This is a genomic window from Mycoplasma tullyi (assembly GCF_014068355.1).
In the GTDB taxonomy this organism is placed as follows: domain Bacteria; phylum Bacillota_I; class Bacilli_A; order Mycoplasmatales; family Mycoplasmoidaceae; genus Mycoplasmoides; species Mycoplasmoides tullyi.
The window spans coordinates 348312-373645 of record NZ_CP059674.1 but is presented as its reverse complement, the minus strand read 5'-3'; the positions used below and the strand labels follow the sequence as shown (position 1 = coordinate 373645).

The window sequence follows — 25334 nt, the reverse complement described above, 5'->3', positions numbered from 1 at the left end:
AGCTATCAATAAGAATAATTCAGTCAAAACGACTACATTAAATAATCAGGCAGATAGTCTGATTATTTCTTTTTTTTACGTAAACTTGTAAAACTAAAATAGTTTGTCAGCTATAAAGTTTACGAATAGTTAAACAAAAAAAGATCTAACTTAAGTTAGATCTTTTGCTTTTTTTAATTAGTATAGCTCTTATTTGCTTGGTGCATATCATCAAAGAACTTAGTTAATGTTTGTTTGTAATTATCTAATTCACCAAAGATAGTACTAATTTCTGAGAATGCTTTGTAATCTTGATTATTATAAGTGTAAGAAAGCTCTGAGTAATAGATTCCAGGCTCTCTAGCATCTACATCGATATTAGTGTCTCTGAAATAAGAATCAGTAGTTGTTAATTCTTTTTGTCAAACTACCTTTTTAGCATTTACATCACTAAATGGAATAAAGTAAACTTTAAAGCTTGCATTTGAGAAGTTATTTAAACTTAGTGCAAATCCTGGGATTTGTAATGTCAATTTATATCAGTTGAAATATAAATGAGACATCTTTTGGTTATTAATTTGTTCAACACCTGGAATAACATTTAGTTGAATGTTTGATGTTTGAACTGTTGTTCCATAATTAAAACCAACTTTTAATCCACTTAAGATTGGATGAAGTGCATATTCTTCTTTTGGACGTTGTGTATTACTTACATATTCAACGTAAGTAGTATCTGATCTAACTGAATTGTTTGGATCGTTGATAGCATGAGCAACTACATAATAATATCCTTGAAGATTAGGTTGCTCTTGTTTAGAGATTGTTAAATTATCAATGTATTGATCAGATTTGATCTTTTTAAATGTACCATTCTTTGTTTCAGAATAATAAACATCATATAAGATAGAATCATTTCTTGAGAAGATATCATCTGGATTTTGGATTACATTAAAGTTGGTTAACCCTCTAAATGATTCTCCATCATATCTTGATTTTGAGAATTGGTAGTATTCACTTAATTGTTTATCAACAAATAATTTATTAGATGAAACAATCTTATGACTTAAGAAAGATTTATAAAGATTTTTAATTTTTGTGATTGTCGATGCGTAATTTACATCCGTGCCATTTTCAATTTGAGCTTTAATCGTGCTTAAATCACTTAATAATTGAACTTTTAATGAATGGTTATCTGTAACTTTTGGTAAATTACCAACTGAACCATCTTCTAAATAAACTGCAGAATATCCTCTGATACGATTAACTCAATTTAGCGCTTCTTGTTTTGAAGGAGTTGTTGAAGCTAAATAATTTTTTAATTCATCAGTAATAGTAAGTTTAAAGTGTCTTGGATAAACATTACCATCAAGTGCATCATCTTTGTCAAATTTAACATAAAGATCACCTGAAGCATCAAAATAGAAGTTATCTACTCATCTTCGACCATTTCGGTCTGGTCCAACTAATGGTAAGTCAACTGTTCTTGTTTTTAAAGTATCTAAATCAAGAATAACTAATTTTGAAGGACTATTTTGAGCACGATTTTCTAAGTAATTAAAGTTTTTAATTACAAAAATAACTTTGTTATTTCTTTCAAAAGTTAATGGTGCTGAATATTGACTATTACCTAATAAATCTGATTTGTAACTACTTAAAGCATCTGATATCGCTTTTGCTGCAGGATCAGTACTATTAAAGACATCTTTACTAGTATCATCTAAGAAATTACGATATTTAAATGAAAAAGTAGCAGGTCCTCTTCCATTACTTCCCTGATATGTTTTTTGAAGATAGAATCATTTACCTTTATAAAAGAATGGTTTAGATAATTTTTGACCAGTTTTTACTTCATCTTGGAATAAATTGTGTCTAAAGACAAAATCATTTCGTGTTGAGTAGTATCCCTTAGTGTCACCATTATCAACAATGTGTTCTCTTAATGGTAACCCTCAAAGATTGTTGTAATCAAATTGAGTTCGATCACCATTTTCACTACTAAATGGTTGTCAAGGTGATAATCCTAGTGGTGAGATAAATTGATCCATATTTCAGCCAATACCAGTTTTAGCATGAGGTGCTTTGTCTCATTTATCTTCCATACTATCACCTCAAGTAGGATCACTTCTGAATCAGTAATACTTATTATCTTTAGGATTTTTTAATCTCATTCATACTAATTCATGAAGTTCTTGACCGTTATCTTTAGTTAATCCTGCATTAACTAATTTGTCGTAATCTTCACCATCAATTGCACCAGTATTATGAGGGATTGCTTCAATTCCAACCATATTTAGAATGAAAGCATAGAATGAACCAAAGTCAGCACAAACCCCACCGTTATTAAAGTATGCTCTTGCTGGGTTTGAGAACTTATAGTCATAACCTGATTTTTCTAATACATATCAGTATAAAGCAGCAGCTTTTTCAATATCACTCATCCCATCTTTGATTAAGCTATTAACTTCGTTAATGATATATTTAAAATTATCACGGTATTGGTTATCTGATAATCAATCGCTTGCATAAATACCATTAACTATATTATCAACATAATAGGTTTTTTCTAATACGTTTTCTTTCGTATTAGGGAAAGTTAATGAATCATTGCCTTTTAGATGGAAGAAAAATACCCCATTATTAAATCCTAATCAAGGGTAATCTCGTCATTTTTCTCTAATCCAACGATAGTAAGCTTTTGACATCGCTTGAGCTTCAATTTGCACATCACCAAATGAGATCGTACCAATTTGTTGCTCATTAACGATCTTATCAAACATATCCATTAGATCGTTAATGTCTTCTTCGTTGTTATAACTATAATATTTCTTACCTTGTTTTAATGGTGCATTACCTTCATTTTTTTGATTTAAAACAAGGTTTTTCTTAACTTGTGCATCATCTAAAACTACTTCTCAATCCTTAAGAAGTTGGTTTTTAGCATAATCATCGTATTCATTTGCTCTTTTTAGTGCATCACCACGATATCTTAAAGCACTGATTTGATCTAGTGTGTTTCTTTTAACGTGTTCTAGACCACTTTTGATATTATCATTAGCTGTAGCAGCTAAACTATCTAAATCATTAACAAATGATTGTAATTGACTAGATTTTTGTGCAATTAATCTTTCAGCAGCATCTCCACTATAAACTGGACTACTAGCTTCACCAGAGCCAGTTTCATTATTAGTATTTAAATTATTATTGCTTGGATTACTATTATTTAAATTACTGTTACTTGATTCACTAGGATTTTTATCATTTAATGTATTTGAATTACTAGCTGTTTTAGGTTCACTATTTGTAGTCTTATCATCTTTTTGATTAATTTGAGCTTCTAACTTATCATACAAACGACCCATTTCATTAATGATTGAAACTAATTTACCACTTTGAGTATCTTGGTTGAAATAATTAGTCTTAATGAAATCATTAATCTCTTGCTTGATCCCATTGTATTTAGAATCATTAGCTACAGAAGATTCTAGTTGCTTTAATTTAGAAAGCATCACTAGTGCTTGATCATAATTTTTATTTGAAGGTATTGAAGTACAACTTGTTAAACCAAATGAAATTAATGGGATAAAAGTTGTTAATGTGAGTAATATTTTTTTGGTGCTTTTTTTCATAATACCTATAAATTATTAAGATGCTACTTGTAATATATATGTATATATATAAATTCTATTCCTTATATTATAAAACACATTTTTGATTATTGGAAGTGGATATCACTACTTTGATAAAAAAATAGATAAAAAAAATCAAACACATTAGTGTTTGATTTAAACTTGTAACTTAACTTTATTACTTATTATTAGTTAATTTCTTAGGTTCAGATTTTTGGAAGATTAAATTAGCACCTTTGAATTGATAATTCTTAAGATCATTAAGGATAGATTTAGTAGCAACCTTCTTAGAAGTTGATTTAGATGGAATTTTTTGTGAAGCTACTAAACGATCTTTTAGACTTTTAGATGCAAACGGACGAACTGGTTTAATATCTACTGAAACTAAAGGTTTTTTGAACTTATTAATATCGTTGATATTTGTGTAGTCATTATTAATATTTTTAACAACGATCTTTCTGGTTTCTTCTTTTAGACGTTGACTTAATTCTTTAGATAGGTTTTCAGAATCATATTCACCTTGTGAGATTAGACGATGTTTAATATTTTCTTTTTGTTCAATGATTAAACGAGTTATATCTTCATCTAAACCTTCAAAGTTAAACTCAGTTTGTTCAGATGAATCAGTTTCATCTGATTGTTCAATTAATTCAGTAGTTGAACTCTTATCTTCTAAATAATATTTAGATTGTTCTGAGTGTTTGTTGATTAATGATTGGAAATCGATCATTGGATGATTTTCGATTGTTTCTCAATCAGAAACTTCAATATCAGCAACATTATCAGTTACTTGAAGTTCATTTGTTGAATCAATAGCATCATCATGATCTAATTCAATTAGATCATCTGAATTATCTTGTTCTTGTTCAGACATCTTGATTGTAGGTGCAATTGAATAATCAATTGCTTTCTTACAGAACATTTTGAATTCAGTTTGTTCATCAAGAAGTTTGTGATAATCACTAAAATCAAATCCAGAGTAGTTATACTTAACATCTAATTCTTGAGGTTTTCAACCAGAATCATAGTTTTGAATTGGATGAATCGTATCATCTAATAACTCAGAATTTAGTCTTTCATAATCTGGTTTAAATTCAACATCTGTTGTAATTGCATCTTCAACAAGAATATCGTTTTGTTGATCTTGAATTACATCACCATCTGAATCTTGCTCAAACTCTTCAGTTGAGAAATTATTATTTAATTCTTCAAGTTGTTCTAATTCATGATCAAACTTGGTAATTAAATTTTCAAGTAAATCTTCTTGATCATTCTTTTCAACATTTAGTTGTTCTTTTTCTTCTAATAGTTGTTGATTTTGTTTAGCTAACTCTTCTAGTTGTTCAACTAGTTTTTGAACTTCAGCAAGATCAACAAGTGAGTTTGCTTGATCTATTTCAAATTTATCAGTAGCTGGATTTATGCGTTCACTTAATGAAGTTAGTTTAGCTGGTAGTGTAGCTAGTTCAGCTTTAGTTATAACTGCAGGGATTTCCTTAAGATCATCTAATGACTCAATAGATGAATCAAATTCTCGATAATCGTTTGCAGGAATGTTTTCTACTTCTTGTTTAACGTATTTATCTTGTTTGATAGTTGCAGGGATCTCTTCAAGTTCGTCTAGAGATTTCTTGAACGAAACTGATGCACGGTGATCATTAGAAGGGATATTTTCAACTTCTTGTTTAGCAAAATTAACTGGTTTAATAACTGCAGGAATTTCTTTAAGTTCATCTAATGATTTTTTGAATGAATCAGACGCCTGGTCGACGTTAGATGAAAGGTTTTCAACTTCTTGTTTAGCAAAGTTAATCGGTTTAATAACTGCAGGAATTTCTACAAGATCATCTAAAGATTTTTTGACTGCATCAAAGTTACGATGATCGTTAGCTGGAATGTTTTCAACTTCTTGTTTAACAAATTTATCTTGTTTGATTGTTGCAGGGATTTCTTCAAGTTGATCTAGCGATTTCTTAATTCTATCAAAAGTACGGTGTTCATCAGCTTGAAGATTTTTAACTTCTTGTTTAGCAAAATTAGTTGGTTTGATTACTGCAGGAATTTCCACTAAATCATCTAATGGTTTTTTAATTGAATCAAACAAACGGTGATCATTAGTTGGGATATTTTCAACTTCTTGTTTAACGTAATTAACTTGTTTGATTACTGCAGGAATTTCTTCAAGTTGATCTAGAGATTTTTTAGGTTTATCTAATACTTTGCACTCTTCATTAAGTTTGCTATTTAATTGATCAACATCAATATGAACTTCTTTTGGTTTAGTGTTTTCTTCTTGTTGAACTTCATATCTGATATTGTGATCATCAAGAGTTGATTGAACTAATAGTTTATCAGTTGGGTTATTTACTTGGATAATCTCATCATCAGTTGATTTTTCATCAACTGCATAACTAACAACTTCACTAGTTGCTTGATAAGAAGGTTGATAAGATACTTCAGGCTCTTTTTGGATAATTTGATCTTTAGTTAGATCATGAACTTTAATATCAATGATCTCTTCTTGAATTGCATAAGGACTGATCTTTGGAATCTGAGTTTCTAGAACATTAGGAATTTGAGGTTCAACACTCTTAGGAAGTTCTTGTTGAACTTCAACAACTTGTTCAGTGATTTCAGCCACTTCAACTTTAATTGGATTGGTGATCTGATTAACTAAAGAATCATCAACAACCGTTTCAGATTGGATGCGATCTAGATCTAGGTCTTGTTTTATTTCAGTTGGAACACTTAGTTCTTGATTGATCGCAATTGGTTGTTGATTATTTAATAAAACATCAGGTTCATAAACATCATGTTTAAAAGCAACTTCATCAATTGAAACCGCTTGATACACATGTTGATCTTGTTGATTAACAACTGGTTTTTGTTCAGAGTTAGGATCAAAATCTAACTTATTAAGATCAAGATTTTCTAATTCATTTAATTCAACTTCAGTAAGATTAGTACTATCACTAATCTCAGCTAAACCATCATAAACTTCTTCTTTGTTTTTTTCTTCTTGACTTAGTGAACTATAAATTATTTCATCAATTAAAACACTAACGTTTTCAAAGTCTTGCGCTTTTTCAATTAAATCTTGATCTTCTAATTGATTTTCATGATAATCACCATCATAGATGGTGTTAGTAATTAAAGCTTTTTCGGTTTCATCAAAAAAGTCATCAAATCGTTTATTGATTGATTGTTTAATTGCTTGTGCTGTTTGATCAGTTTGTTTAGTTTTTTCAGACACTAAACGCTTCTTAGATTTTTGTTTGATCTCATCAAACTCAGCTTGAAGTAGATCTTCTTCATCAAGAACAGTATCAAAGTATCTATTTTTTAGGCGACTTTTATTAGTTTTGATCTCACCAGAAAAGATCTCATTTTCATCATTAACGATTGATTTATGACTAAAATCTAGATCGTCTTCTTGATCTAATTCACTTTGCACCTTAACGTTTAATAATTTCGGACCGTATTCTTGAAGTGATTGATCAAATTCATGTTCGATCTGTGCTTTTCTGCCCCGTTTTTTAGTGGTTTTAGTTTCTGATTTATTCTTTTTAGTTCTAGCCATAACAATTTATACTCTATGAAATTTGATACTTCTTGAAATTCTTTAGTTCTCAATTCGCAATTAGATTAACTAAATCATTTTGATTTAGGTAATTTACGCGATATTGATATTTTCAACTAAGGGCATTGTAAATCGGACCAACTTCGTTGTGATTAATACCTAAAATATAGCCCCTTTTCTTATGTTTGTCAATTAAAGAGATCTGTTCGGTTCATGAAACGTGGTAATCATAAACAATTTCGATCTGATCTTGGTAATTAGTTGCACTAATAAAAGCTGACAATAACACTTTAGTGTTATTCATCATCTCAGAGATCGAATGCTGATTATCTTCAAAGATCACGTAATTAATTGGGTGGTAAAAAACCAAGAAATAAAGCGGTTCACGTTTTTTAGATAGATCACTTTCAACCACTCTGATCATCTTTAAGATCTTGGCTTTATCAAGAATGCGAATGATCTCAAGTAATTCTTCAAAATCGATCTCAAGCTCTTTTGATAAGTAGTTTAGATTAAAGCAAGGAATCTTGGCATAAACAACGATGTTTAGTAATGCCATACATGTTTTGATTGAAAACTTCTTACTAAACAACTCATAAACATCATGACGGAATAGGTTTACGATCTGATTAAAGAATAAGATCTGAGCATCAGATTTATCACTGAATCTTGCTAATAGTGGACTGTATGAATTTAAGTATTCATAATAATCAACAAAATCAAGATTATTAAACTTTTCTTTGGTAATTAAATATTCACTAAACTTAAAAGGCTTTAAATAAAAATGATTAAACTCGTAATGTTTAATAATCTTATCGTATAAAATGCCTGAGTTATTAACAAATAGATAGAAGGTGATATTTTGTTTTTTTGCTAATTTAGCAATTTGCTTAAACCAAATTCTTGTTCCTTCTTGTTGGTTCATATTATTGATAATGACAAAGGCATTATCAATCTCTTTAATCTTTTCTAAGAAATCATCAATCTTAGTTTCTTCATTGACATAAACTGAACTTAAATCAACTAAGTATAGATCGTTTAAACGATCTAATGCTTGAAATCTACTGTAGATTTCGCTGATGATTTCTGTCTGTCCAGAATAATCTAAACCAGAGATCACTGACACTCTTTTCGTCTTTTTTACTGAAAACAATACATCAACAAAGAACCCACGTGTAAAGTTGGTGGTTAAATTTTGACTGATTCAGTTTTTAATTTGTTCAGAGTGAATGAATTGCATATTAATTTGACTACTTATTTGAGTTTATGATCTTGTTGGCGTATTTTTTGATCTCTTCTTTTGATAATCTTCCCTTATTTACGCGTTTAAACACACCACGTCGACCACTCATTTTTTGTGGGATCTTTTCTTTTTCACCAATTTGGGTTAGATAAATCTTCTTAGCAAATCAACCACCAGGTTTTCTAATCTTAAGTGATTGATCATTCGCAAGTTGTTCTTTAATCTTATCGTTGATGATCACAACATCTTCGGTGTTGTAATGATTTACTGGTTCAAAATCATCTTGATCATCATTGGCAATGATTGGTTGATCATCTTCATCAGATTGGTGATCTACATGAACATGTTGATCATCTTCATGATCATATGATTGGTGATCATATTCATGTCGATCATATGAATCATAATGATAGTAATCATCATAATCATAGTTGAAGTCATCTAAAACTCGTGGATCTAATTCAACATCAACGGGTTCATAATACATCCCGTTTTCATCAACATAACCTTCATCATATTGTTCATATGATGAATAATAATCATAATAAGCTGAAGGATCAGGGTAGTAGTTGTATGTATTTTCTTTGATTCTAGCTAGTTCTTCATTAAACTTTTCTGAGATCTTGTTAGTAATCTGATCTGTAATCTGATTAAGATTTTCTTGGTTATAAGTAGTTTTAATCTCATCAATTAATTGATCTTTACTATCGTTGTACTGATCAATAATTGATTGGTTTTGAACTTGTTGTTCTTTTAGTTCTTTGATCTGTTGATTGATTAAATTAACTTTAGATTGATCAGCTTGACTTAGGGTTTGGTAACGTTCTTTTTGTTTTTCAAGTTCAGCTAAAGCTTTATTATTCTTATTAATTAAGATCTCTTGGTATTGGTTTCATTCCAAGTTCTTTAAACGAATAATATCATCAAATTGATCTTTTTGTTCGTTTAATTTGGCAATGATCTCACCTTGTTTTTGTTTGATCTGTTTATCGTATTCTTTTTGTTGTTCGCTTAGAACTTTTAGATAAGTATCTCTGATCTGAACAAAATCGTTTTGTTCATCATCGTTTTTTAAGAACTCGTTTGTCTTAGCTTGAATCTTTTCATTAATCAAACGAATTAATTCGTTTTTACTGTTAACTAATTCGTTTTCATATTGTTCTTTGTGTTGGTTTAAGATTGATTCATAAGCAACTTTTTGAGTTTGTAAAACATCTTGAAACTCATTAGTTTTTTTAACGATCTCTAGTTGGTTAAGTTCTTGATTTTTAACTAGTTCTTTTTTTAATAGATCAATTTGAGCATTTAAAACTTGAATCTGTGCATTTGATTTTTCTTGTTTTAATTCAAGTAATTTTTGATCTTGTTGATATTTTTGTTTTAATTGATCGATCTGTTGATCTTGATGTTGGTTATTAGATATAACTGAACGTTGATCAATGATTAGACCAGGATTTAGAATCTCTGGTTTTAATTCATCGATTTTGATCTTTTCAACAACTGAAGGATTGTTATATTGAACAACTTGTTCGTAATTTGTTGTTTTTAGATTAGCTAGATTTTTTTTGGGTTGTACTTCTTGGTGTGATCTAGATTGAATGTGTTCATTTAATTTAGGTTGAACATCTTCTTGTACAAATTCTTGTTTAGGTAGATCAACATTAATTGATTCTTGTAAAGCATAACTAGAATCAATTTCAGATAGTTCAATCTTTTGATCCTGGATTAATTTCTTAATTTGATCAAAATTTTGGTTTTCTACTTGAATATCTTTAACTAAGTTGTTTAAATCATTGATTGGTTGGTTTAAGATAACTTCGTCACTAATCAATTCTTGATCAATGATTTCAGGTACTATTTTAGGTTCAGGTTTGATCTGAATATTAGTTTGAGTTAAAGGATTTAATTGATCAATCTCTTTAGTAACGATTACAGGTTGATCAATTACAGGTTCTTCAGTTACAACTACAACATTTGGTTGAACGTGTTCAACTGATTCAGATAATTCAACTCTTTGAGCAAGTTTATGATCATTTTTAGATTTAACTTCTCCTTCAAGTAAACCAGCTATCTCTTCATCTTGATTAATAACTTCAGGTTCATTCACAACTACAACGTTTGGTGTAATTCGTTCAGGTAGTTGAAGTGATATATTTTTTTCTTCAGGACTAGCAACAATCTTAGCTTCAAAAATTTCTTCAGGTAATTCAACTAGTTTAGATGAAGCAAGATTATTTGATTTAACTTTTTCTTCTAACAATTCAACTTTTGTTTTAAGTTGACCGAGATTATTAGATTTAACTTTTTCTTCAAGTAATTCAATTTTTGATCTAAGTTGATCAATTGTCTTTGATTCATTATTTGGACGCAGCATCACTTCAGTTGAAGGGATCGTCATCTCAGTTAGATTAATTGGACGTAATTGACTTAAGACATTGATCTTTTCTTCTAAGATCTTTTCTTGTCTAATGATTGCATCTGCTAATTGATCAACGATATATTGTTGAGAGTTTTTAGCTAATTCAAGTTGAGCTTGGTGTTCTTGACGTAATTCGTTTAATTGTTTTTGATTAACTTCAATTAGTTCTAATTGAGTTTTAATTACTGATTGTTTTAATAACTCAAGATCTTGTTTATTAATTAGATCTTGTTGATTGATCTTATTAATATCAACTCTTAATTCTTCACGTAACTGATCAAGATCAGTTTTAGTGATCTTGTGAATATCATTAGCTAATTGTTCTTTTAATAGCTCTAGATCTTTTTTCTCAATTGAGTTATCAACTGGTTTTTCAAATGCACCTAGATCAAAATTTAGATTGAAATTTAGATCTTCTAAATTTTCTTTAGATGGTTCATTAACAACTGGTTTTTGGATTTCAGCTTCAAGCGCTTGTTCTTTATTAATCTTTTTGATTAAACTGTCGATCTGATCGTTAATAAAAGCAATTGCATGTTCAAGATTAACTAATTTAGCTTTAGCTTCAAGTTTAAGATCAAATAGATAAGTTAATAATTGATTAGGTGAACTGAATTCTTGATCATTTAAAGTTAATGATCAAGGTTTAAGATCGACTTTACTAATCTCATTAGCAATAACAGATGAACACTTATTGATCTCTTCAAAAACAATCTGTGCTTTAGCTAAAGTTTTACTTAGTTCATAAGATTGTTTTTTTAATTCAACAAGATCATTATTAGCTACTAATAATTCAAGATTAATAAATTCAAAATCGTTAAGATAAAAGCTCTTGTATAAGTTTTCTAAGAAGTTTAATTGTTCTTTGATGATTAGTGATGCATCATTATTTTCAACTTGTTGAACTGAAGCTTGTTGGTTATTTAGATCATTTAACAGTTCAGATTTTAAATCTTCAAGTTGTTTAGTTAAGATTGCAATGATCGCATCATCTTGTGCTTCATCTTCATCAGTATAAGGAACTTGATAATTAATTCGATAATTAACTTCTGGAGCTGATTGTTTGAATTTAGAACTAAAAAGTTCCTGATCTTCTTTTTTAAGAATCTCAGGTTTATTAGTTATTGGTTTGTTTTCATCTAACAACGAATTGAATTGATCTTTATTATTCATCTTTATAAGTTATTTTGTTTTTTCTTTTCGATTAGTTCTTTAATCGTTTTAATCTCATTTGCTAATTGATTGATTCGTTCTTTTTTTGCGTGAGATAAATCACGATTTTGGTTTAAATCAATTCTTAAGTTTTGGTGTAATGGTAAAGTTTGATTTTTATCTTTGTTTAGTTGATTTAAGGATGATTCACCTTGATTTGAATCACTCTTAATTTCAGGTCTGATTGCTGTTTTTTTAATTTTTTCAGTATTAGTTTTAATCGCAGCAATCTCATCATATAGATCAGTTAATTTCTTTTGAACTTCACTATTTTCATTTCTTAATAAACTGATATTTTGTTCATAAGCATCTTTGAAATTATCAAACATTGTTTGATATTTTTGATCTTGTGATTCTAATGTTTTTCTTACTTCAATTGGACCTTGTTCAACTGCATAAGCAAGTTCATTGATCTTATTAGTGAAATCTTCTTTTTGAGTATTAAATAAAACTGCTTGTTTTTTGAAATCGGCCTTAATTTCATCAAATAACATTCTTAATTCTTTTGCATAAGAATTAGCTGGTACAACAGCGTTTGAATTAGCTGAAGTATTACTTAATACCGTTCTGATCTCATCTAATAGTTGTGAGTTAGCATTAAGTTCATATAATTGGTTTAGATCAGCAGTCTCAGGGTCTAGGTTATGTTCTAATTGATTAATTCGTCTTTTAGTATCATGCGCCACTCGACTTAATAAGTTTTGTAGTGAATTAATCTTATAAGAATTATCAGCGTTTAGGTTATTGTGATAATTCAAGTGTTCTGAAGCACTTTGAGTTAATGCTTGCTTGTGGTGTTTTAGTTGTTTTAATTGTCTTGCTAATTCTGAATTTTTCTTATTAGCCTCTTCTAGTGCTCATTGATGCTCTTTTTGCATCATCATCATTTGTTGTTGATTGATTAATTGTTGCATCTGCATCAATGGGTTGTTGTAATCAAAACCTGCTTGATTTTGATTAGGGTTTGGATAATTAACACCAACAAGTTGAGGAGTTTGTTGAACTGGCATTATATTAGTAGCTGGAACTACTTGAGTGTTTGGAGCAAGATTTAAAAAATTAGGGTAAGGATTTTGGAAGTTTGCCATATTGTGATTGTTAATTTCTTTTTGAATGATATTTCTTTGTTTTAAGAGGTTGTTTCTAGCTTCAATAATCTTTTTATTGATTAATGCTAATTTTTTAAATTGGTTTTGAACTTTTGCTTGTTTAGTTTTTAGTGCTTGATCTGTAGCTTTAGCTGTAGATAAGACTTTTTTAGCTTTATCGTATTCTAATCTCAGCTTGGTTTTCTTTTCTTCCAATAACCGCTCAGCTTTTTGTAATCGGTACGTGTTTTCGGTGTTTTTTTCAAGTTCTTTTTGTAGATCACCGCGCTGTTTAATAATCAGTTTTTCTAAGTTATTTAGTTGAGTTTGTTTTAGATCAACTTCTTGTTTGATGTTTGCGATATGATCTTTTTGCTTAATAACTTCAGAAAGCGTGTTTTGGATCAGATCTTTTTGGTTTTTTAATTTCTTTTCTTCTTGTTTTTTAGCAACATCAAATTGGGCTTTTTGTTGGTGCAGTTCTTGTTGAGTTTTTAATAACGATCTACGTAATTGACTATTCTTGTGTTTTTCTTCTAATAAAACTTGTTTTTGTTGTTGTTGTTGCTTATAAGTGTTGTAGATCTTAGAACGTAATAATTCGATCTTAGAAGATCGCTTATTTAGTTCATCATTTAATAGTTCAACTTTATTAAAGAAGCTATTTTTTTGATTAGCTAGTTTTTGTTGTTCACTCTTAACTGCACGTTCAAGTCGTTGGTAGTGTTCAATACGAACTTTTAGATCTTTCTTATTAACGTTTACGTTGTAACTTTCTTTTTCAAGTAAGTAACGTAATTGTTTTAAGTCTTCGATCTTAAAGTTAAGTGTTCGTTCTTTGTGTTGAACTTGTTGGTAGAAATCATCAATTTCTTTTAATTGATTGTCTTTTTGTTGTGAAAAATTACGTTTGTCACGTTCAAGAGTTTGATATTTAGTTTCAAGTTCACGCGCAAGTGCTTGTTGATCTGAACTAATTCGTTCGATATTAGTACGATCTAATAAAACTTTTTGTTTTTCAAACTCAAGATCGTTTTCCATCTTTCTTAGATGGGTGATCACTTCAGTTTTTTTAGTTTCTAAAAGTTCTTTCTCACGATCAATTCTTTCTTTTTGATCGTTTAATAACGCTAATTTTTCATTGATCTTAGCTTTATCAACTTTATTAGTTTTACGAATTAAATCTAATTTAGCTAGTGCTAAATTGATTTCATTCATATTTTTATCTACGTTCTTTTCGCGTTGAGATAATTTATCGCGTTCAACTTTTAGTTTTTCAAACTCAGTTTTTTTCTCTTTGTCAAATCTTTCAACTTCAGATTCTAAGAAACTAAATTTACGTTGAAGATCAGCATCTTTTTCTTCTTGTTGTTTTGCTTTTTCAGTTAATTGAACTGAACGTAATGATAAAATTTCGTGTTTTTTATTAATATCAGCTTTTAAAACACCGATGCGTTCAATTAAATCAACACGTTTTTTAGCTAATAGTTCTTCTTCTTCTCTAAAGCGTTTTTCACTTTTTTCTAAGACTGCTAAACGATCTTCGATCTCTTGTTTTTGTAAGCGACCTTCACGTGCTTTGACAAACAATTCTTCTTTTTGTTCATCGATCTGACGTTGTGCTAATTCAACTTCGTCGCGTTGTTTTTTAATCTCTAAATAAAGATTTGAGATCTTATTAAACTTGTTACGTTTTTGATCATCGAAGTTATTTTTTTCTTCTTGAAGACGTTTGAAATCTTTTTGGATCTGTTCTTCTTGAGCTTTTTGTTCAACCTTCTTTTGGTGAATTTGCTCTTCACGCATTAATAAGATCTCATTACGTTGGTTGTATTGAGATTCTAAGATTTTAACTTGATTATCAAACTTAATTTGATCTTGTTTGATCTTATTTTGGTAGTTTAAATAATCGATCTCAGCACGCTTAAACTCTTCAAGTTTAGCGGATATCATCTCACTTTTAGCGCTGTTGTTTTTTTCGATCGCTTTTAGTTCGTTATAACGATCATTAACTTTTTGAGCATATAAAACTAATTCGTTTTCTTTAATGCTTAAGTTGTTTTTAGCTTCAAGTAACTCTTCAAATTTTTGTTGTTTTTGTTGAGCAAAACGTTTCTTTTGAACTTCTAATTCTTTTAGTTCATTTGTTAAATTAGAGTTAAGTTCACTGTATTGAGATTGTTGGTCTTTTTTAAGTTGTTCTAGTTCGTTACGTTTTTTAACTAGATCAGATTCTAAAACGTTTAAGCGATTAACAGCATTATTTTTGAAATTCTCAATGTTGTTTTGATAAATTTCAAGTTCTTTTCTTTCATTTGCTAATGCTTTGATTTCATCATCGATGAATCGTTTTAATTTCGCATTTTCTTCTTTATCATTATCAACCGCTTTACGTTCAGTTGTTAATTTTCTTAACTCGTTTTCAATCGCAGCTTTTTTAAGCTCTAATTCTTGATGAATAGCTTGAGCTTTGTGATAAGCTTCATTTTTTTGAACAGTTACATCATTTTGGAAATTAATTAAAGAAGCTTCTTTTTGTTGTAAGCTTTTTTCATAAACTGAAAGATCTTCTTTTTGGCGCTTTAAATCACGTTCAAAAATCTTTAAATCTTCAATCATCTTATCTGATTTCTGATTTAATTCTTCTTGTTGCTTATCTAAGTAGTTTTTAGATAGATTTAAATGTTCAAGATCACTCTTTAGTTTTTGTTCTAGAACTAAACTGTTTTGCTTACTTTGTTGGGCGCGACTGATCTCACCATTAAGTGCATCGATCTTTTCTTGAACTTCAGATTGCTTGATTTGAAGTTGTTCATAACCATCTTTTAGTTCTTTTTCACGTTGAGAAAGCTTTTTTTGTTCTCAGTTAACCGTGTTTTCAAAGTCGGTTTGTTGACGCTTGATATCACGTTCATACTGTAACAACTCTTGTTGACGCTCATCGTTTTTCTTGCGTTCGATTAGCAACATTCGTTGTAAATCAGCACGTTCAGATTCAACATCTAATTGGATCTTACGGATCGTTTGTTGATCAATTAATTCACGTTGATCAAGTTCTCTTCTTCTTTGGTCGATCTCACTCTTAAGATGTTCTAGATTTCTTAATTTCGCTAAGATCTCACGTTTTTGGTTATTTAGATCACTTTCTCTTAGTGTTGCTTCATTTAATTTCGTATTAGCTTCTAGAAAGATCTCATCAATCTCTTGACGTTTCTTATTCAATGAAGCTTGGGCAGCTTTATATCTGCGCTCTTGGTTTTCTTTTTCACGTTCGATCTTAAGTTTTTGATCGATTAGATCAGAACGATAACCTTCAAGTTCGTTAATCTTTTCATTAACGATCCCATCTTGTTCGTGTTTTTTACGTTCAAGTAAGTTGTGTTTATTTCTTAGTTCATCTTGAAGGTTATTTAATGCTGCAAGTGATTGCTTGCGCATTGATTCAAAAGAAAGATTGGCAATCTTTAAACGATCGTAATCTTCTTTTAATTTCTTTAATAAGCGATGAGCTTTATTATTCTTATTTTCAATCGCTTGTTCTTCTTGAAGGTTTTTAGCGTGAGCTTTATCAGCTTCTAGGATCGCATTCTTAGCTTTTTTATATGAGTTTTCTAACTCAATCTTACGCAAAGCAAAATACTGATCAGCATTAGCTTTAGATTGTAAGATCTTAAGCTGTTGATCATTGAAGTTTTGCTTGGCTTTTTCAACCTCATTTTTGATGCTATCTAAATTATGCGCATAATCTTTTAGTTTTTTATTATGCTCATTGCGCATCTTTTTAAGCGATTCTAGGTATTGTTCAAGTTGAGAACGATATCTTCGAATCGATTCTTTTTTAAGGTTTAAATTATATAAGTGTAATTTTTTCGCACTTTGTAATTTCTTACGTTGCTCAGATAGATCATTAATCTCTTTCTTTAATCGATCACGAGTAGTACTATCTAATGAATTAACCCCGTAAGAATCATTATTTAATTGGGCAATGCGATCATCAATTAGATTTTGTAAACGTGAAGAATGACGATCGATCTCAGAGATCTCATCAGTTGAACGATTTAATAGATCGTTATATTCACTAGTTTCATCAGCTAACTTATTTTTAAGTTGATCGATCTGAATGTAGTCTTTACGAATATTCTTATCAAGACTACTATTATATGAATCGATCTTAGCTTGTTCGTTACTTAATCTTTGATTAAGTTCGTTAACAAAATCAATCGAATCGTTTTTGTATTGTTCGATATGATAAAGTTCACTATCTAAACGATCTAATTCGTTGATTAGATATTGTCGTTCAGCTTCAAAATCTTCAGGATGAAACTGATCTTGATTAGCTTCAAGATCATCAATTGCTTGCAATAATCTTTGACGTTCACTACTAATTTCAGCTTGAGCTTTTTGGTAATAATCAATGTCTTGATTAACTTGAAAGCTTTGCTTTTTGAGTTTTTCTAATTCGTTTTTAGTATAAAAACTATCGTTATTGTTTAGATAACTATTTTTGTCGGTTTTCTTATACTGGTTAGCAATTAGATTTTCTTGATTAGCTTTGATGTAACCATCGTCAAATCCAGTGTCATAAACATCTTGAAAGACATTGTCATCATGCTCATCTAATTGATCAGCATCAAAGTCAGAATTAGAATGTAGTTTCATGTAGTCTTATTGCTAATTATTAACGGTTATTGTATGGGTCAAATTTTGCTCTGCCACCGCGTCTGCGGAATGAAGGTTGAATCTCTTCATATTCAGGATAATCATATACTGGAGGGTAGTATTGGTTTTCTAGTTCATATACTGCTTCATCATACCCAGCATTATAAGCATCATCCATCATCATGCGTTCGTTTAAACGGTTGCTATAAAAATCAGGTTGACGTGGAGGTTGAGGCACTAAGTAGTTAGGTTGTTGTACGATTGTTGGTGGTAAAGATAAGATTTGTGGAGGTAATGGTTGAGGTTGAGGTAATGGTTGTGGTAAAGGTTGAGGTTGAGGAGGATTAATTGTTTGTTTAAACATGTTAGCTAACATTAGTTTTTCAAACAATGTTGGGTTTTCATTTGGTAATTGGAATGGATTACTTGGTGGTAATATTTGTTGCGCTGGAGCTTGTTGAACTGGTGGTGGAGGAGGTGGTAATTGTTGGTAATGATGAACTGGAGGCATCATAGGGTGATTATTAAATCCATAAGGATTGTTCATTCCCATCATCATGTGGTGTTGAGGCATCATTTGTTGCATTTGCGCCATTTGTGCCATTTGCGCCATTTGTGCAGATTGTCTTAATGAGTTATTAATTTGTTGTTGGTGATAAGACAATGTTTGGTTTAAGTGTTGAGATTGTTGTTGAGAGATATTTGCATAACTTTCAACTTTAGATACAACTTCAGATAACGCTTTTTGGAATGAGTTTTGTAAGCTGTCGATCTCTTCTTTTTTAGATGCTTGTTGTTCAGACATCTTTTCACTGATCTTCTTACTGGTAATTTCAGTTAACTTATCAGCAAATGATTCAAACTTGTTTTCAAGTTTGCTTTCAATATTAAGTGATGATTCCTTAAGACGGTTTTGTAATGAATCGTTAGCTTCTTTAGTTTGTTCGATCGCTTCTTTGGTTTGTTCGATTGTTTGTTCAATAATACGTTCAATCTTTTGCGCAAATTCTTTTTCTTGTTGTTGTTTTGCTTCTTGGTTTTGATTGAATGATTCTTGTGTTTGACTTAGTTTTTCATTGAACGATTCTTGAGTTTGGTTTAACTTGTCAGTTAATAGTTCAATCTTCTTTTCGAAGTTTTCAATCAACTGATCTTTTGATTGTTCAAATGATTGTTGGAAACTTACTCTTGAGTTTTCACTAGTTTCATCAATGATTTCTTTAGTTTGTTCAAGTTTGTAAGCTAATTCTTCTAGACGTTGTTCTAATTTAGATCTAGAGTCAACTTCTTCTTGACTAGGTTCGTTATTTCTAGATTTAATGTCATTAACACTACTTAGTAATGCTTCTAATTGACTTTCAATTCGTTTATTCGAATCTTCTAAGGCTTCATTAGATGATTTTAATTGTAGGTTTGTTGTTTTTAATTCGTTATTACTTGATTTTAATTCTTCATTACTAGATCGTAATTCTTCATTGGCACGTTGTAACACTTTAAAGTTCTCCGCAGCTTCTAACTTAACTTTTTGGATTTCTTCCATATTGTTCTTTAGAATCTCTTTTTGAATTTCTTCAAATTTAGGTAATAAAGCAGATTCAATATCTTCAATTGGAATATTAATAACATCATCTTCTTCATCATCGTTTTCTTCATTAGCAACAACACTACTTGCACTTTGATTAACGATTTGAGGTTGACTTAGACTGATGTCATCATCCGCTAGTTCGTCAGTTGATAATTCTTCATTTTCTTCATATGAAGATGGAGTATTAGCAGAAGCTTCTACACGAGGCGTAACTGGTGTTTGGTCAGGTTGGTTAACTGTAGCAAGTTCAGGTAATAATCCTCTAGCTTGAGCTGCTTGACGTTGTTTTTTCTTATTACGAGCTCTTCTTTCATCTTCTTCTTCGTCGTAATAAGAAACTAATTCAGTACCAGTGTTATCGTTTAAGAACTCTCTTAAATCTTTTTCGTATTCTGGTTCTTCGTTTTGTTCAACTTGTTGTTCTTGTTGATAATTTGGATCAACAAGATCTTGTTGGTTATTTAGTTGATCATATTGATCATATTGCATTTGATTTTGATCATAACCTTGGTCGTATTGATCATTTTGACCATATTGTTGGTTTTGGTCGTATTGGTTTTGATCGTATTGTTGGTTTTGATCATAATTAGCTGATGGATCAACATAATCATCATATTGCATTTGGTCTTGACCATATCCTTGATCGTTTGCATTAGCAGCTGGTAACATTCCTACAGGATTACCGTATTCATCGTATTGAACTTGGTTTTGGTCATAACCTTGATCATTGTTTCCACCTGGTAACATACCTACTGGATTACCATATTGATCATATTGCATTTGATCTTGACCATAACCTTGGTTGTTTGCTGCTCCTGGAAGCATTCCCACAGGATTACCATATTCATCATACTGAACTTGATTTTGGTCATAACCTTGGTTGTTAGCTCCACCAGGTAACATTCCTACTGGATTACCATATTGATCGTATTGCATTTGGTCTTGACCATAACCTTGATCATTACTTCCACCTGGAAGCATCCCTACAGGGTTACCATATTGATCGTATTGTGGTTGGTTTGGATTATTTCCTTGATTGTTAGCTCCTCCTGGAAGCATTCCAATCGGGTTACCGTATTCATCGTACTGCATTTGGTTTTGATTGTTTCCTTGATTATTCGCATTACCACCAGGTAGCATACCTACTGGATTACCATACTGATCATATTGCATTTGGTTTGGATCATAACTTTGATCGTTGGCGTTACCACCTGGTAACATTCCAATCGGGTTACCGTATTCATCGTATTGCATTTGGTTTTGACTATTTCCTTGATTATTTGTATTACCACCAGGTAGCATTCCTACTGGATTGCCATACTGATCATATTGCACTTGCTCTGGATTATTTGCTTGGTTGTTAGCTCCACCTGGAAGCATACCAACTGGATTACCGTATTCGTCGTATTGTGGCTGGTTTGGATTAGCTTGATTATTGGCAGTTCCTGGAAGCATTCCTACAGGATTACCATACTCATCATATTGCACTTGGTTTGGATTATTTGCTTGATTGTTAGCAGCTCCCGGTAACATTCCTACAGGATTACCGTATTCATCGTATTGCACTTGGTTTTGATCATAACCTTGTTGATCGTTCGCATTACCACCAGGTAGCATACCTACTGGATTACCGTACTGATCATATTGAGGTTGGTTTGGATTATTCCCTTGATTGCCAGCAGATCCAGGTAACATTCCAACCGGATTACCATACTCATCGTATTGTTGTGGCTGTTGGTTTTGTTGTTGGTTGTATTGTTGGTAATAAGGATCGTTTTCTTGAGAATAAGTATTACCAGACAACATTCCAACAGGATTACCGTATTGATCGTATTGTTGTGGCTGTTGATTTTGATCGTACTGGTTTTGATTAATTAACATCCCATTAGCGTCGTATACCGCTAATGAAGGATCACTTACTGGATTACCATTAGCATCATAACCATATGATACTAATGCTCCAGGTTGATTAAAATTGTTTTGATTGTTATCCATTATAATTCGCCAATTGCAATTTTAGCTGTAATAAAAATAATATTCTAGATATATGGTAAAACCTTCTGAAATAATGAAAAATCAGAGTTGTGTCCATTATCATAAAATATTATAACAAATTTAAAGTTTGATATTTGCAAATAATAAAGAAGAAAAATTATAATATTTTGCTTAACATTTCGTTAATTCAAGTGGTTCATTTCTTGATTCTAAAGTCGGTTTTTTCTGGTTGAGAATCCTGATCGATCATTAATCCAACTACCTTGTTTTTATAAAGCGCTCTTGATTCTTCAAAGTCGTATTCGTATTCTTTGATATCAGTTGAACCGATAATATTTGCTTTTTTGCGATTTAAGATGTCAAACAATCTTCCCATCCCATCACAAAACGTGTAAGGATAAGTTTGACAATCTCCACAACCAAACAGCAAGAACGTCTTGTTTTCAACCTGCAAGCGCTTGAAATCAAACTCTAGTCAAACATCCAAGATATCACCAGTTCCTCAAGTTGATGTTCCAAAAATAATGACATCAAACTCGTTAATGAAATCAACGTTGGTTTTAGTTACATCAATTAAAGTTGTGGGATATTTGATCTCTGCTTCAATCTTCTTGGCAATTAATTCAGTTGTACCAAGATTAGTGCCATAAACAATTACAATCTTTTTCATCTAAACTAATTTACTGCATCTTTCACAAACTTCGTTGTTGTCATTACTTAATTCTTTAAAGTAATTCCAACATCTTAAACATTTAGCAAAATCGGTTTTTTCTACGGTAATTTCATCATTTTTTGTGAAATATACTTCAGCAACATTTAATCATGTTTTTAGATTTTTAACTAGATGTTTATTAATCTCTAAATATTGCTTAGATAGATACACTACAGCTTCATTAGATTTAGCTAGTACTTTGTCTTTTCTTAGTTTTTCGATCTGTGCATAAACATCGTCTTTTAGTTTGTTAAACTCAGTAGTTAATCCGTCAAGATCTAAATCAGTTTTAACTTCAAATAAAGCTGGTGTATCAATTAGATAAACTGATTTTTCTTTATTAGGAGCTTGGTAGTGTGAATAAGCTTCTTCAGCAGTATGTACTAAAATTGGGGCAATTCTAAATAATGAGTTAATAAAAATGTAGTTTAAAGTAGCTTGAATTGCTTTTCTAGTCGGATCATTTTTATCGTTACAGTATAAACTATCTTTAATTAATTCAAAGTATCAAGATGAAAGTTCAACTACCATCTGATTAACTTCTTTAGTGATCTCTAGATAGTCATAATTTAAATAAGCTTGATCAATCTTTTTAAATGATTTATTAACATGATTGATTGTTAATAAATCAGCTAAACTTAGTTGATATTGATCTAATGGTTTGAAATCAAAATCATTTAGATTTCCTAAGATATATCTAAATAAACTATTGCGAATTTTGCGGTAAATTTCGCTATTTTGTTCAATGATCTGATTACCAATTCTGTGATCGTTTGAGTAATCAATTGATGCGGCTCACAGTCTTAAGATATCAGCACCTTTATTATTAATAATTGTTAAAGGATTAATTACATTACCTTGAGACTTAGACATCTTCATCCCTTTTTCATCAAGAGTAAATCCGTGAGAGATTAATTCTTTATATGGAGCGGTTTTATTAAGAACGGTTGCACAAATCATACTTGAGTTGAATCAACCACGGTATTGGTCACTTCCTTCGAAGTAGATTGTTGCTTTATCTTTAATACCGTTTTCTTTTAAAACATTAAATGAAGTACCAGAATCAAATCAAACATCAAGAATGTCAGATTCTTTATAATAGGTTTTTCTAGGGTCGTATTTGTTAGTTAAGAAATACTTGGCATCGTGTTCGTATCATGCTTTGATACCTTCAGCTTCCATAATTCTTAATGTATTATCAATTAATTCTTTATCAAGAATTGGTTCATGATTTTCATCAAAGATAATCGGGATTGGTAACCCTCAAGTTCTTTGACGCGAAATACATCAATCTGAACGTTCAGCAACCATGCTTAACATTCTTTTTGCATAACGTTCATTAGGATATTTAACGTTGTTAATATTTTCTACTAATTGATCTTTAATTGACTTAATGTTAATGAATCATTGCTTTGTTGCACGATAGATTACAGGTTTTTTAGATCTTCAATCGTGTGCTGCTTGGTGGTTAATGAAGTTTAATAATAATAAACACTTTTTATCTTCTAGTTTTTTAGTGATTAGTTTATTAGCATCATCATAAAAAACACCAACTAGTTCAGGATCATGAACTGTTTCATCAAAACACCCATCGCCATTAATTGGTACATAAGCATCGATTCCGTACTTCTTACATACGATGAAGTCTTCAAGACCAAACCCAGGAGCTGTATGAACTAAACCTGTACCATCTGAATCACTAACATGGTCACCCAAAACAACGATACCTGTTATTTGATCATATAAACAGTGTTGGTATTTAATTTTATCTAGTTCACTTCCTTTAAGTGTTTTGATAACTTTTGGATTTTCGAAATTAAATTTAGCTATTAATTGTTCGTATAAATTTGAACCTACTAAATACTTCTGATCGTTAACTTCGAACAATTTATATTCAAGTTCAGGATGAACAGAAATTGCTAAATTTGACGGTAAAGTTCAAGGAGTTGTTGTCCAAATTACTAAATTAACATCTTTACCAATTACTTCGTTATCTAAAGTTTTAAAAGTCACATAAATACTTGGACTTTTAGTTTCTTTATATTCAATCTCAGCATCTGATAGAACTGATTTAGATGATCAAGATCAATAAATGGGTTTGTAATCTTGGTACACCAAACCTTCATTGATCATTTTGGCAAACACCTTTAATTGATCAATTTCATATTGCTTATCGTACGTGTGATAACAAACCTTAAAATCGGTTACCAATCCTAGACTTGAGAATTGTTCTTTTTGTTTTTGCACCTGGTTACTAGCAAAATCACGACAAACCTCAATTCGTTCAAGAACTGATAAGTTAAAGAATTCTTTTTGTCCTAGTTTTGATTGCACAGCATGTTCGATTGGTAAACCATGCGTGTCTCATCCTAAAATAAACGGACTGTAATATCCTTGCATTAATCATCTACGAACGATCACATCTTTTAAGATCTTATTCATCGTATGACCAACATGAATATCTCCATTAGCATAAGGAGGTCCATCGTGTAAGATCTTTTGTTCGTTATTTTTATTTTTTTCTAAGCGTAGTTGATAAATATTATCATCTAACCACTTTTGTTGGATCTTACTTTCTTTTGTTGCTAAATTTGCCTTCATTTCAAAACTAGTTGAAGGCATTAATAATGTATCTTTATAATTTTTATTCATAACCAGGATTAATTCGTTTTTATTGTTAATAGTAAAAAGCGGTATTATTTTAAATTTAATAAATTTTAATAGTTAAAATTATATCGCCATGTCATCAAAAATTAATGTGGTTTTGTACCAACCACAAGATCCAAGAAATGCTGGAAATATCGCAAGAAGTTGTGTTGGATTTGATGCAACTTTACATCTGATTCATCCGTTTGGTTTTTTTATTACGGATGAACGATTTAAACGAGCTGGTTTAGATTATTGGGATCATCTTAATTTAATACAATATGCTGATTTTGACGAGTTTATTGTGAAAAATCAGATTGATGACAATTTATTTTTATTTACTAAAAAAGCTGATAATTATTTATCAAACATCGATTTCAAGAAATACTTAGATCAAGATAAGAATATCTATTTAATCTTTGGTCAGGAAACTAATGGTTTACCGGATGATTTATTAAATAAATACCGTGAAAATTTAGTAAAAATCCCAATGCACAGTGCAATCAGAAGTTTCAATCTAGCAAACAGTGTTATCTGTGCTTTATATGAACTAAGTCGACAAAATCAATTTAAAAACATTAAATAAAACA

9 protein-coding genes are annotated in these 25334 nt (G+C 30.5%); 1 reads left to right on the top strand and 8 read right to left on the bottom strand.

Annotation, left to right across the window (positions count from 1 at the left end; genetic code table 4):
• Positions 1-173: 173 nt before the first annotated feature.
• From H3143_RS01560 to ileS, 8 genes are all read right to left on the bottom strand, one after another.
• Positions 174-3605, bottom strand: coding sequence for a transglutaminase-like domain-containing protein (locus H3143_RS01560; RefSeq protein WP_182079071.1), 3432 nt, complete (start codon positions 3603-3605; stop codon positions 174-176).
• A 178-nt stretch (positions 3606-3783) separates the two neighbouring features.
• Complete coding sequence (locus H3143_RS01555; protein ID WP_228444813.1) at positions 3784-7185, bottom strand: hypothetical protein; 3402 nt, start codon at positions 7183-7185, stop codon at positions 3784-3786.
• A gap of 13 nt (positions 7186-7198) precedes the next feature.
• Positions 7199-8425: a hypothetical protein gene (locus tag H3143_RS01550; RefSeq protein ID WP_182079070.1), complete on the bottom strand. Its 1227-nt coding sequence runs from the start codon at positions 8423-8425 to the stop codon at positions 7199-7201.
• A gap of 10 nt (positions 8426-8435) precedes the next feature.
• Positions 8436-12020 carry a cytadherence-associated protein gene (locus H3143_RS01545; protein WP_228444812.1) on the bottom strand — a complete coding sequence of 1195 codons (3585 nt, stop codon included), beginning with the start codon at positions 12018-12020 and terminating at the stop codon, positions 8436-8438.
• Positions 12021-12022: 2 nt separating this feature from the next.
• Entirely contained in the window at positions 12023-17806 is a 5784-nt protein-coding gene (gene hmw2 / locus H3143_RS01540) for a terminal organelle tip protein HMW2 (RefSeq protein ID WP_182079069.1), read from the bottom strand.
• Between the two features lie 19 nt (positions 17807-17825).
• Positions 17826-21386: a fibronectin-binding protein PlpA gene (gene plpA / locus H3143_RS01535; protein WP_228444811.1), complete on the bottom strand. Its 3561-nt coding sequence runs from the start codon at positions 21384-21386 to the stop codon at positions 17826-17828.
• A 157-nt stretch (positions 21387-21543) separates the two neighbouring features.
• Positions 21544-22056: a flavodoxin domain-containing protein gene (locus H3143_RS01525; RefSeq protein WP_182079068.1), complete on the bottom strand. Its 513-nt coding sequence runs from the start codon at positions 22054-22056 to the stop codon at positions 21544-21546.
• Positions 22057-24750, bottom strand: coding sequence for an isoleucine--tRNA ligase (gene ileS, locus H3143_RS01520; protein WP_182079067.1), 2694 nt, complete (start codon positions 24748-24750; stop codon positions 22057-22059).
• A gap of 88 nt (positions 24751-24838) precedes the next feature.
• Here ileS and H3143_RS01515 point away from each other — a divergent pair, with 88 nt between their 5' ends.
• Entirely contained in the window at positions 24839-25330 is a 492-nt protein-coding gene (locus H3143_RS01515) for a tRNA (cytidine(34)-2'-O)-methyltransferase (protein WP_182079066.1), read from the top strand.
• Positions 25331-25334 lie beyond the last annotated feature (4 nt).